Annotated in this window: 13 protein-coding genes; 5 read left to right on the top strand and 8 right to left on the bottom strand. The window is 66.6% G+C overall.

Annotated features, from left to right (window positions below; translation table 11 throughout):
- Window positions 1-56 precede the first annotated feature (56 nt).
- Complete coding sequence (argS, locus tag ACFO5X_RS17650; protein WP_380719348.1) at window positions 57-1,790, bottom strand: arginine--tRNA ligase; 1,734 nt, start codon at window positions 1,788-1,790, stop codon at window positions 57-59.
- Window positions 1,791-1,848: 58 nt separating this feature from the next.
- Window positions 1,849-3,015, bottom strand: coding sequence for a deoxyguanosinetriphosphate triphosphohydrolase (locus ACFO5X_RS17645; protein ID WP_380719346.1), 1,167 nt, complete (start codon window positions 3,013-3,015; stop codon window positions 1,849-1,851).
- 80 nt (window positions 3,016-3,095) lie between these two features.
- Here ACFO5X_RS17645 and ACFO5X_RS17640 point away from each other — a divergent pair, with 80 nt between their 5' ends.
- Complete coding sequence (locus ACFO5X_RS17640; RefSeq protein WP_380719344.1) at window positions 3,096-3,419, top strand: HesB/IscA family protein; 324 nt, start codon at window positions 3,096-3,098, stop codon at window positions 3,417-3,419.
- A 119-nt stretch (window positions 3,420-3,538) separates the two neighbouring features.
- On the opposite strand, the gene ACFO5X_RS17635 is transcribed toward ACFO5X_RS17640, so the two are convergent.
- Genes ACFO5X_RS17635 through ACFO5X_RS17625 form a run of 3 tightly spaced genes read right to left on the bottom strand, consistent with a single transcriptional unit; the run spans window position 3,539 to window position 5,931 of the window.
- A complete protein-coding gene (locus tag ACFO5X_RS17635; protein WP_380719342.1) occupies window positions 3,539-4,420 on the bottom strand; it encodes a DMT family transporter in 882 nt (293 codons plus the stop codon).
- Window positions 4,417-5,493: a DUF6902 family protein gene (locus ACFO5X_RS17630; protein WP_380719340.1), complete on the bottom strand. Its 1,077-nt coding sequence runs from the start codon at window positions 5,491-5,493 to the stop codon at window positions 4,417-4,419. Before ACFO5X_RS17630 ends, ACFO5X_RS17635 begins: the two co-directional genes overlap by 4 nt.
- 48 nt (window positions 5,494-5,541) lie before the next feature.
- Complete coding sequence (locus tag ACFO5X_RS17625) at window positions 5,542-5,931, bottom strand: hypothetical protein (RefSeq protein ID WP_380719338.1); 390 nt, start codon at window positions 5,929-5,931, stop codon at window positions 5,542-5,544.
- A 389-nt stretch (window positions 5,932-6,320) separates the two neighbouring features.
- On the opposite strand from ACFO5X_RS17625, the gene xth reads away from it, so the two are divergent.
- From xth to grxD, 3 genes are all read left to right on the top strand, one after another.
- Window positions 6,321-7,100, top strand: a complete 780-nt coding sequence (xth, locus tag ACFO5X_RS17620; protein ID WP_380719336.1) for an exodeoxyribonuclease III — start codon at window positions 6,321-6,323, stop codon at window positions 7,098-7,100.
- A gap of 66 nt (window positions 7,101-7,166) precedes the next feature.
- Window positions 7,167-7,409 carry a BolA/IbaG family iron-sulfur metabolism protein gene (locus tag ACFO5X_RS17615; protein WP_380719334.1) on the top strand — a complete coding sequence of 81 codons (243 nt, stop codon included), beginning with the start codon at window positions 7,167-7,169 and terminating at the stop codon, window positions 7,407-7,409.
- Between the two features lie 37 nt (window positions 7,410-7,446).
- The gene (gene grxD / locus ACFO5X_RS17610) at window positions 7,447-7,809 is read left to right on the top strand and encodes a Grx4 family monothiol glutaredoxin (protein WP_380719332.1); all 363 of its coding nucleotides are present in this window, start codon (window positions 7,447-7,449) and stop codon (window positions 7,807-7,809) included.
- 300 nt (window positions 7,810-8,109) lie between these two features.
- Here the strand turns inward: grxD and ACFO5X_RS17605 are convergent, their stop codons facing one another.
- Together ACFO5X_RS17605 and ACFO5X_RS17600 are read right to left on the bottom strand one after the other, a co-directional pair.
- The gene (locus ACFO5X_RS17605; protein ID WP_380719330.1) at window positions 8,110-8,502 is read right to left on the bottom strand and encodes a cell division protein ZapA; all 393 of its coding nucleotides are present in this window, start codon (window positions 8,500-8,502) and stop codon (window positions 8,110-8,112) included.
- Window positions 8,502-9,032 (bottom strand): hypothetical protein, encoded by a 531-nt coding sequence (locus ACFO5X_RS17600; RefSeq protein ID WP_380719328.1) that lies wholly within the window; start codon window positions 9,030-9,032, stop codon window positions 8,502-8,504. Before ACFO5X_RS17600 ends, ACFO5X_RS17605 begins: the two co-directional genes overlap by 1 nt.
- 236 nt (window positions 9,033-9,268) lie before the next feature.
- Between ACFO5X_RS17600 and tkt the strand changes: the two genes are divergently transcribed.
- Window positions 9,269-11,299, top strand: coding sequence for a transketolase (gene tkt, locus ACFO5X_RS17595; RefSeq protein ID WP_380719326.1), 2,031 nt, complete (start codon window positions 9,269-9,271; stop codon window positions 11,297-11,299).
- Here tkt and ACFO5X_RS17590 read toward each other — a convergent pair.
- Window positions 11,280-11,735: a hypothetical protein gene (locus ACFO5X_RS17590; protein WP_380719324.1), complete on the bottom strand. Its 456-nt coding sequence runs from the start codon at window positions 11,733-11,735 to the stop codon at window positions 11,280-11,282. The two genes, tkt and ACFO5X_RS17590, sit on opposite strands and share 20 nt — an antisense overlap.
- Window positions 11,736-11,784 lie beyond the last annotated feature (49 nt).

Genomic DNA, 11,784 nt, shown 5'->3' with positions numbered 1-11,784 from the left:
TATCCCGCATCATGGGTCGTCTTGTTCTGCCTCGGACCGGCGTTTCGGGCGATTTGTTACCGCATCTCCTGCGCCGGTGTGACGCCAAGAATAGCAAGACCTGCGGAAATGACAACGGAAACGGCACGCGCCAGAGCGAGTTTCGCCCGGCTGGCCGCCGCATCGCCTTCCTGCACGAAGCGCAGCTCGGGCACATCGTTGCCCCGGTTCCACAGCGCGTGGAAATCCGCCGCCAGTTCGTTCAGATAAAACGCCACCCGGTGCGGTTCGTTGGTGCGCGCCGCGATCTCCACAAGCCGCGGCCATTCCGCCAGCTGCTTGGCGACTTTCAGCTCGGCCTCATGCGTCAGCAGCCCCAGATCCACCGCGCCATCGGTGTCGATGCCGGTTTCCTCGGCCTTGCGGATAACGCTCATCACCCGCGCATTGGCGTATTGGACATAGAACACCGGGTTCTCCCGGCTCTGCTCCAGCACCTTGTCGAAATCAAAATCCAGCGGCGCGTCGTTCTTGCGCGTCAGCATGACAAACCGGGTCACATCCGGCCCCACCTGCTCGACCACGTCGCGCAGGGTAATGAAATTCCCCGTCCGCTTGCCCATACGGAACATTTCACCGTTCTTGAACAGCCGCACCAGCTGGCACAGTTTGATATCCAGCGGAACCTTGCCGTCCGACAGCGCGCTCACCGCCGCCTTCATCCGCTTGACATAGCCGCCATGATCGGCCCCGAACACATCAATCAGCGCGTCGAAGCCTCTGGTAATCTTGTCATAATGATAGGCGATATCCGGCGCGAAATAGGTCCAGGCCCCGTCCGATTTCATCACCGGCCGGTCCACGTCGTCGCCATGCGCGGTCGACCGGAACAGCACCTGCTCGCGCGGCTCCCAGTCCTCGGGCGTCTTGCCCTTCGGCGGCTCCAGCGTGCCGCGATAGATCAGGCCCTTTTCCTTCAGCGCCTCGAGCGCCGCCTCGATCCGGCCGGTGCCATAAAGCGACTTCTCGGAATAGAAGACATCCATCGTCACGCCCAGCGCCTTCAGGTCAGCCCGGATCAGATCCATCATCGCATCGGTCGCGAACTCCCGCACCGGCGCCAGCCAGACGGACTCGGGCTCTTCCAGATAGGCATCGCCCACCTTGTCCTTCAGCGCCTCGCCCACCGGGATCAGGTAATCTCCCGGATAGCTGCCCTCGGGCCAGTCGACGCTCAGGTCGTGCGCCTCCTGATAGCGCATGTAGACCGACCGGGCGAGCACATCGACCTGCGCGCCGCCGTCGTTGATGTAATACTCGCGCGTCACGTCATACCCGGCATAGGCCAGCAGGCTCGCCAGCGCATCGCCAAAGACCGCACCGCGCGTATGGCCCACATGCAGCGGCCCGGTCGGGTTGGCCGAGACATATTCGACGTTGACCTTCTTGCCCCGCCCCATGTCCGATCGGCCATAATCCGTGCCGCTCATCAGCACCTCGCCCACCAGCTCCTGCCAGACGACCGGCGCCAGCCGCAGGTTCAGGAACCCCGGCCCCGCCACCTCGGCGCTGACCACCCGTCCATCGTCGATCAGCTTCTTGGCCAGCAGCTCGGCAATCGCGCGCGGCTGCATCCCCGCGGGCTTGGCCAGCACCATCGCCGCATTGGTCGCCATGTCCCCATGCCCCGCATCGCGCGGCGGCTCGACCGTCACCGCGTCCGTTGCCAGATCGCGGGGCAAGGCCCCCTCGTCGGCCAGGGCGGCAAGGCTTTCGATGACCAGCGTACGGATGTCGGCAAAGAGGTTCATGTTCTGCTTCCTTTCGATCCAGCGGGCATACCATGCGCGCCCGCAAGGTCAACGCCGATCAGATCGGCGCCCGCTCGCCCAGGGCCGCCCCGCCCAGAAGGCGGGCATGTTCCTGCAAGGCAAATCGGTCGGTCATGCCCGAGATATAGTCCGAGACGATCCGCGCCAGCGCTGTCTCGCCCTCCGCCTCCGCCACATCCTTGCGCCACTGCTTGGGCAGCTGGTCGGGATGCGCCATGAAATACGGGAACAGCTCGTTCACCACCTGCGTCACCTGCGCCCGCACCACCACCACGCTCGGGGCGCGATACATCCGCTGGAACAGGAACTCCCGGATCACCTTCAGATCCTCGAACAGCGGATCCGAAAACCGGATCAGCCCGCGCCCGGCATGGCGCACCTCCTCCACCGACTGCGGGTCGATCTCGGCCAGCCGCACCCGCGCGAAACCGATCACATCCTCGACCAGCACCCCGAAGAACCGCCGCAGCGCCTCGTGCCGGCGGCGATAGTAGTTGAGGCCGGGATACTTGCGGTCCACCTCGGCGAAACACCCGTCCAGGATCGGCAGCGCCGCCAGCTCGTCGGTCGAGAACAGCTCGGCCCGCAGCCCGTCATGCAGATCGTGGTGGTTATAGGCCACGTCATCGGCAATCGCGGCCACCTGCGCCTCGGCGCTGGCATAGGTGTCGAGCTCCAGATCGTTGACCTTGAGATATTCCGCCATCGCCCAGGGCAGTTCGCCGGTGACCGGTCCGTTGTGCTTGGCCAGCCCCTCCAGCGTCTCCCAGGTCAGGTTCAGCCCGTCGAATTCAGCATAATGCCGCTCCAGATGCGTCACGATCCGGATCGCCTGCGCATTGTGATCGAAGCCGCCATAGGGCGCCATCAGCGCCGACAACGCATCCTCGCCGGTATGGCCGAAGGGCGGATGCCCCAGGTCATGTGCCAGCGCCACCGCCTCGGTCAGCTCGGCATTCAGCCCCAGCGCCCCCGAGATCGTCCGCGCCACCTGCGCCACCTCGATCGAATGGGTCAGCCGCGTGCGATAATAATCGCCCTCGTGCTCGATAAAGACCTGGGTCTTGTGCTTCAGCCGCCGAAAGGCGCTGGCATGGATGATCCTGTCCCGGTCGCGTTGAAAACACGAACGGAAAGAGCTTTCTTCCTCAGGCACCAGCCGCCCGCGCGACCGCGCGGGGTTCGATGCATAGGGCGCGGTCATGTTGCTGATCCTTGTCGCCTGTCCCAAGGCTTTCTATATTCCCTAGCAACACCTATTGAAACCGCCCCCGGAGCCGACCCATGCAGCTTCCCCCCAAGGTCACCCAGCGCGCCTTCGACCGCCTCGCCGAAATCGGCGCCGCCGGACAGGGCAAGGCCCTGCGCATCGCGGTCGAGGGCGGCGGCTGTTCGGGCTTCCAATATGACATCCAGCTCGACACCCCCGCCGACGACGACCTCGTGCTCGAAGGCCAGGGCGAAAAGGTGGTGGTGGACTCGATCTCGCTGCCCTTCCTGTCGAACGCCACCATAGATTTCGCCGACGAGCTGATCGGCGCGCGCTTCGTGATCGAGAACCCGAACGCAACCTCCTCCTGCGGCTGCGGCACCTCCTTCTCGATGTAAGGCGCCCGGCGGCACTGTCGGACATGAGTATTTGAAAAGAGAAGAAGCAGCAGAGCACGCGCCTGCTGCTTCTTCTCTTCAAAAATACTCACGTCGCGCCGCGGACCCCCGCGCCGCCCTCAGGGGTCGGTGCGCAGCCGCCCCCGCGCGGCGGCGGGCGCGAAGCGGTCCCAGACCAGATAGCTGCCCGAGGCAATCACGATCGCCACCCCCAGCAGCATCTCCCAGCCGGGCCGCTCGCCAAAGACCATCGCGCCCAGGATCACCATCCAGACGAATTGCAGGTTCATCAGCGGCGTCACCGTATAGGCCGGCAGCAGCCGCAGCGCGATCACCGTCAGCCAGCGCGCCCCGAACAGCAGCACCGCATAGGCCGCCGCCAGCGCCACGTCGCCCGCCGCCATTGGCTGCCACACGAAGGGCAGCGCCAGCGCCATGGTGGCGAAAAGCGCGAGGTTCGGCCAGAACACCTGCGCCAGTGTGTTGCACTCCACCTTGCCGATCCGCCGCGCGATCACCATCGACAGCGTGCCCGTCACCGCCGCCGCCAGCGCCCAGCCATGCCCCGCGGTAACCGAATGCAGCCCCGCCGGAAACAGGCACAGCATCCCCACGAAGCCCGCCCCCAGCGCCAGCCAGGCTGCCGGGCGCACGTGCTCGCCCAGGATCGGCCCAGACATCAGCCCGGCCAGGATCGGCATCAGCCCGATGAATAGGAAGACCTCGGCGAAAGGCAGATGGCGGAAGGCATGAAAGAAGGCCACCGCCGACAGCACCGTCGCCCCCGCCCGCAGCGCCATCGCGCCGGGCGCCCGCGTGCGCAGCCCCTGCCCGCGCAGCCGCGCCACGCCCCAGGTCAGCGTCACCACCACCGCGCCCGACAGCGCAAACAGCTGCGGCGCCGCATAGCCATGCGCGATCTGCTTGGTGATCGCATCCGCGAGCGCGATCAGCGCGGTATAAAGAACGACCAGCCCGGCCCCGACCAGCGCCGGGTTCACAGCGCCGCCCCCATCAGCGAGGTCCGCGCGAAGCCGGCGAAGAAGCTGCCGAACCGCGGGCTCGACGCCTCCGCCTCGGTCAGGATCTCGTAGCCGTCCTCGCTCAACCCCTGCTCGACCAGCCCGCGCATCTTCTCCCAGTCATCCGACCGCGCATCCTCCAGCCGGAACATGCACTCCGACATTGCCCGAAGCGGCCCCTGCGCGCCCCGGCTGCGATGAAAGGCCATTCGCCCCGGCGCCATCTGCTGGCGGAAATTGTCCCGCCCGGCAACCGCCATCGCCCAGTTGCAGACCAGATAGTCGTGATAATCGTCGTTGACCGAGACCTGCGGCCCCGCCTCGGCGCGGAAGCGATGCGTCTCGGCCTCCAGCCAGCGCTCCCAGATCGGCGAGGGCGTGGCCCCCGCGAACCGCTGCGCCACGCAGATTTCGGCCAGCAGATCGGCGTTCTGCTCGAGATAGGCCAGCAGCCCGGCGTATTCGAGGCTCTCCAGCGCCGCCGCCGACACCTGCGGATCCCGCCGCCCGTATTCGCTGAGATAGAAGACGATATGCGTCAGCTCGTACGCCGCCTTCTTGTTCGGCATCGAAAAGGTCGCCGACCGGTCGATGAAGCGATGCAGCCGCTCCGTCAGCCCGGTATCCTCGGGCAGCGCGTCGATCCCCCGCCGAAGCGTCAGCCGCCGCGCCTCGGCGCGTTGTAGATCCGAAAGCTCGGCCTCGGCCAGCCCCTGGCGCGCCACCCATTCGGCCAGCGCCGCGCCCTTGTTTCCGCCAATTCCCAGATCTTCCAGATCCAGGCAAAGCGACAGCAGGAAACGGTAATACTGCAGGAAGAATCCCAGCCGTTTCTCGATACGGTCGTAAAACGCCTGATGCGGCGCCAATACAGCGGGGTCCACGCGGGCCCCGGTGCATTCGAGGATATTCAGAACCTCGGCATTTTCCTTCAGCCAGAAAACATCCTCGCTGCCGCGCCGGTGCTGCGCGAAACAGTCGACCAGATGTCCCACCCGGGCCGCGCGCGCGTCGCGCGGCAACGGGACGTTCAGCCGGATCACATTTGTCATGGATTTGCTCCCTTCAAATGGCGCTGAACGCCCCGTTGTCCGACCCGATCAGCTGCCCGAGGTGAACAGCTGGGTGCCCTCGCCATCAGCAACGGCCGAGCCGACCGGGGCCGAGCCCGAGGTGAACAGCGCCGTGGAACCCGAGGTGAACAGGGCGGTGGAGCCGGAGGTGAAAAGCGCCGTGGATCCCGAGGTGAACAGCGCGGTCGACCCGGAGGTGAAGAGCGCGGTCGACCCGGAGGTGAACATCTCGGTCGCCTCGCCCGAATGCACCGTCTCGTCGGTCATCGCGGTCGAGCCCGAGGTGAACAGCGCTGTCGAACCCGAGGTGAACAGGGCGGTCGACCCCGACGTGAAGATCTCGGTGCCCTCGCCGTCCAGCAGGCTGGTGGCATCGGACAGGAGGTGATCGGAGGTGATTTTGCGCAGTGCCGTCATGGTGGAATTCCCCAATTGCAGAGTGAAACGTCCCTCAACGCTTGCACTCAAAACGGGAAACTCAAGAAAAAAAATCTACTCAGGGATGTGAACTGCGCCACTTATCCACATCAGAATCGCCGATCAAACGACTGTCGATTCATCTTTCCAGATTGTTTAAGAAACGTTAAAAAAATCTTATCCACAAAGAGAATTGTGTCTGATATTGCAGGGATTCAGGTCGAATTGGGCCGAGCCCGGGGGCGTTTCCGGACAGTTCCGAACCGATCGGCGCCGAATCGCGGCAGGCGTGTCGCGAATCGAAACGGACAGCGCGCTTGCCCCCGGGGCCGTCCTGGGCGATAGATCGGCATCCCTGCCCCGATACCTCGCCCAGCCGGACCCAGCCCATGAAGATCGCCACGTTCAACATCAACGGCATCAAGGCCCGCGCCCAGGCGCTGCCCGACTGGCTCGACGCGGCGCAGCCCGACGTGGCGCTCCTGCAAGAGATCAAGTCGGTCGACGAGGCCTTCCCGACCGAGCTGTTCGAGGAGCGCGGCTACAACGTCGCGACCCATGGCCAGAAGTCCTTCAACGGCGTCGCGATCCTGTCGAAATTCCCGCTCGAGGATGTCACCCGCGGCCTGCCCGGCGATGACGAAGACGATCACGCCCGGTGGATCGAGGCAACCGTGGTCGGCAAGACCGCCCTGCGCCTCTGCGGCCTCTACCTGCCCAACGGCAACCCGGCGCCGGGGCCGAAATACGACTACAAGCTCGCCTGGATGGAGCGCATGCATGCCCGCGCGCAACAGCTGTTGGCCAATGAAGAGGTCGCGCTGATGGCGGGCGACTACAACGTGATCCCGCAGGCCGAGGATGCTGCCCGCCCCGAGGCCTGGCGCGAGGACGCGCTGTTCCTGCCCGAAACCCGCGCCGCCTTCCGCCGCATCCAGAACCTCGGCTTCACCGAGGCCTTCCGCACCCGCAATCCCGGACCCGGCCATTATTCCTTCTGGGACTACCAGGCCGGCGCCTGGAACCGCAACGACGGCATCCGCATCGACCACTTCCTGCTGACGCCGCAATGCGCCGACCTCCTGACCGGCGCCGGCATCGACAAGGAGGTGCGCGGCGGCGAGAAACCCTCCGACCACGTGCCGGTCTGGATCGAACTCGATCTCTGACCCTCCCTTGCGCCCTCCGGCGCGCGGGCTTACATCTTGCCCCAAGACCGCAAGGAGAACCGCCCCATGGCCATGCAAGCCCACGAGATCGAGGAGCTCATCCGCGCAAGCTTCCCCTCGGCCCGGATCACCATCACCGATCTGGCCGGCGACGGAAATCACTACGCGGCCGAAGTCATCGACGAAAGCTTCCGGGGCCAGAACCGCGTCCAGCAGCAGCGTGCGGTCTATGCCGCGCTCAAGGGCCGGATGGACGGACCCGCGGGCGAGTTGCACGCCCTGGCGCTGACCACCAAGGCGCCCGACTGAGCCACAAACCGGCGCCCCCGCGCCACCGGAGACCCAGATGACCGATACCGCCACCCAGATCGCCGAAACCATCGCCGCCAATGACGTTGTGCTTTACATGAAGGGCACCAAGGAAATGCCGCAATGCGGCTTCTCCAGCCGCGTCGCCGGCGTGCTCAACTACATGGGCGTGGACTTCAAGGATGTGAACGTCCTCGCCGACGCCGACCTCCGCCAGGGCATCAAGGACTTTTCCGACTGGCCGACCGTGCCCCAGCTTTACGTGAAGGGCGAATTCGTCGGCGGCTGCGACATCGTCACCGAGATGACCCTCTCGGGCGAACTCGACACGCTGTTCGACACCAAGGGCGTCGCCTACGACAAGGACGCCGCCAACAAGATCCGCGAAGCCAACGGCTGAGGGCGCGCTCCCGCGCGGTTGCAGCGGCCCCTGCCGGGGCCGCCGAACCCCTTGGGCCGGGCGCCGCGCTGACGCGCGGCGCGGCAAGAGCTGAAAAGCCGCCGCGAAAAAACCGACCGGCCGGGGCCATGCTCCGGTCCCCTGGCTTCTTCTCTTCAAAAATACTCAAATCCAACGCCGACCCCCACGCGCGCCAGCGGGATGACGCGCACGCCGCGCGTCAGCGCGGCGCCCGGCCCAACGCCTGGGAAGGCATCGCCAGATGCCGCGCCAGGGGGCGGGAGTGCCCCCCGCGCCGCCTCAGTCGGCGACCTTTTCCTCGACCGCCGCCGCCAGCGATTCCGCCCGCGCGGCCAGCTCGGCCAGCATCTCGGCGACCATCGGCGGCACCACCGGCACCTCGACCTGATGCACCGGCACCTCGGCCCCGCGCAGCTGTTCCAGCTCCGCCTCGCGCTCGGCCAGACGGGTCTCCATCTCGCGGATCCGGTCCTCGCTCGCCGCCGTCTTGTCCGCCAGCATCAGCCCCGCCATCAGCAGCATCCGGCTTTCCGGCATCCGGCCGATCTGGTCGGACAGCACCTGCGCCTCGTCATCCAGCATCTTCGCGGCCGAGTGCAGATAGCTCTCCTCGCCCTCTTGGCAGGACACGTCGAAGCCGCGCCCGCCGATATGAATCGTCACTTCCGGCATCACGCGTCCTCCTTGTTGCCCGTCGCCTGCGCCGCCGCCAGCAGCGGCTCCAGCTTGGCCAGCACCGCCGCCGCCTCGGCCGCATCGGTCGCCCGGCTCGCCCGCAGCGCCTCCAGCTCGGCCAGCATCGCCTTGTTGATCAAATGCGGCTCGCCCACGCCGGCCTCGTTGGCCGCGCGCAGCGCCGCGTTCGAGCTGCGCAGCTGGTCATTGGCCGCGCGCAGCCGCTGGATGTCCATGTCCAGCCGGGCCATCGCCGCGTCCTGCGCCTCCAGCCGCTTTTTCATCGCCTCCTGCGCCGAGGTATCGGCCAGCTGTTCCTTCAGCGCGCCGATCTCGTCGAAATGCTTGATGTTCAGCGCGCGCAGCCGCTCCTTCAGCTGGGCGTTCGCCAGTTTCTCCTCTTCAAGCGCCTCGCTCAGCGACTCGACGCTGGCGCTGTCCTGCGCCTTGTCCAGCCGCTCCACGCCCGCCGCGATCCGGTCCATCGCCGCGGCCAGCCGTTGCTGAAGATCTTCTATGTCTTTCATGCCCCTGTCTCCCGCCCTTCGCGCACCGCCCTCACGGGCCATTCCGCCGAATCGGTGTTATCCCGGATTTGTAGCAGGCAATCCGCCTGCTTCGCAAATTTCTGCTCCTTAGAATTCAGGGGCTTGCAGCGCGCTTCTCACGTCGGGTGCGGCGGGGCTCCGCCTATCGCTTGATCTTTGCCTTGTGACTGCTATTCACCCCCCGACCCAACCGCAACCGCGAAGGAACCGCCGCCGTGGATACCAAGCCGGATCTTAAAGCCCTTGCCGCCGCCAACCCCGACCACTGGGCCAAGGCGACCGCCATCCGCGCGCTGACGCTCGATGCCGTGCACGCCGCCAATTCGGGGCACTCCGGGATGCCGATGGGCATGGCCGATGTCGCCACGGTGCTGTTTGAAAAACATCTGAAATTCGACGCCGCCGCGCCCAACTGGCCCGACCGCGACCGCTTCATCCTCTCGGCCGGCCACGGCTCGATGCTGCTCTATGCGCTGCTCTACCTCACCGGCTACCCCGAGATGACGCTCGAGCAGATCAAAAACTTCCGCCAGTGGGGCGCGATCACCGCCGGCCACCCGGAATACGGCCATGCCCCGGGGATCGAGACCACCACCGGCCCGCTCGGCCAGGGCATCGCCAATTCCGTCGGCTTCGCCATCGCCGAGGAAATCCAGCGCGCCCGCTTTGGCAAGCCGCTGGTCAACCACCGCACCTATGTCATCGCCGGCGACGGCTGCCTGATGGAGGGCGTCAGCCAGGAGGCCATCGCGCTGGCCGGCCGGCTGCGCCTGTCGCGGCTGATCGTGCTCTGGGACAACAACAACATCACCATCGACGGCCCGGTCGACATCTCGGACGCCACCGATCAGGTCGCGCGATTCACCGCCTCGGGCTGGAACGTGATCTCGATCGACGGCCACGACCCGCAGCAGATCGACGAGGCGCTGACCGCCGCGCGCGGCGCCGACCGCCCGACGATGATCGCCTGCAAGACGCATATCGCCCTCGGCCACGCCGCGCAGGACACCTCCAAGGGCCACGGCGCGCTGACCGATGCCGACCAGATGGCCAAGGCCAAGGCCGCCTACGGCTGGACCACCGGCCCCTTCGAGGTGCCCGCCGAGACCAAAGCCGCCTGGGAATCCATCGGCAAGCGCGGCGCTGCCGCCCATGCCAGATGGAAGGAACGGCTGGCCGCGCTCAGCGAACGCCGCCAGGCCGAATTCGCCCGCATCTATGCGCGCGAAATGCCGGCCAAGCTTGCCGCCACGATCAACGCGCTCAAGAAGCAGGCCAGCGAGTCGGCGCCCAAGGTCGCCACCCGCACCAGTTCGGAACGGGTGCTGGAAGTGGTCAACCCGATCCTGCCCGAAACCGTCGGCGGCTCGGCCGACCTCACCGGCTCGAACAACACCAAGACCGGCGATCTCGGGATCTTCCTGCCCGACAACCGCAAGGGCCGCTACATCCACTACGGCATCCGCGAACACGGCATGGCAGCGGCGATGAACGGCATGGTTCTGCATGGCGGCGTCAGGGCTTACGGCGGCACCTTCATGTGCTTCACCGACTATGCCCGCCCCGCGATGCGCCTCGCCGCGCTGATGAAAATCCCGACCGTCTTCGTCATGACTCATGACAGCATCGGCCTCGGCGAAGACGGCCCGACCCACCAGCCGGTCGAACATCTGGCGATCTCGCGCGCCACGCCCAACACCTGGGTGTTCCGCCCCGCCGATACCGTGGAAACTGCCGAGGCCTGGGAACTGGCGCTGAACTCGACCGAAACCCCCTCGGTCCTGTCGCTGACCCGCCAGAACGTCCCGACCGTGCGCACCAAGCACAAGCGCGAGAACCTCAGCGCCAAGGGCGCCTATGTGCTCTCCCCCTCCGAGGGCAAGGCCCGCGCCGTGCTGATCGCCACCGGCTCCGAGGTCTCGATCGCGCTCGAGGCGCAGAAGACGCTCCAGGCCGAAGGCATCCCCACCCGCGTGGTCTCGATGCCTTGCATGGAGCTTTTCGCCGCCCAGGACGAGGCCTACCGCCGCAAGGTTCTGCCCGTCGGCCCCGTCCGCGTCGCCATCGAGGCAGCGGTGCAGCAGGGCTGGGATCGCTGGCTCTACGGCGAAGGCGGCCGCGACAAGAAGGCCGGTTTCATCGGCATGACCGGCTTCGGCGCCTCCGCCCCTGCCGGCACGCTTTATGAAAAGTTCGGCATCACCGCCGAGGCGACCGTCGCCAAGGTCAGGGAACTGCTCGGCTAAGCTCGGGCATCGCCGCAGCCAGCGCCGGCTGGCTGCGCGCCTTCATCCAGTCCCAGCCCCAGATCAGGGCCAGCAGGATCAGCGCCTGCGCGACAATCGGCAGATCCGCGCCCAGCGGCGCCAGCAGCACACCGCAGACCAGCCCATAGGGCAGGCAGACCGCCGCCATCCGCGCCACCAGCCTCGCCGTGGCCGCAGCACCCTGCATCTGCACCAGCACCTGCACCGGCCGCACCAGATAGCGCCACAGACCCCAGGCGATCACCGCCAGGGCTAGGCCGATCCAGAACACCGCCGGCGCAACCGCGCCCGGCGTCTCGGGGTGCGCCTCGGACCGGGCCAGCCAGAACGCCGCCCCCGCGGCAAAGCCGATGCCCGCAACCAGGCAGCTGCGCAACCGGTCGATGGCGGTCAGCGACAGTTCAGGGTCATGCATGACGGGCCTCTTGCGTTCAGGACCCGTCAAACGTTCCGCCCAATTGTGG

Origin of the sequence: Seohaeicola nanhaiensis (genome assembly GCF_042654245.1) — a bacterium.
GTDB lineage: Bacteria > Pseudomonadota > Alphaproteobacteria > Rhodobacterales > Rhodobacteraceae > Seohaeicola_A > Seohaeicola_A nanhaiensis.
The sequence above is the reverse complement of the archived record's forward strand: the minus strand, read 5'-3'. Positions and strand labels throughout refer to the sequence as shown.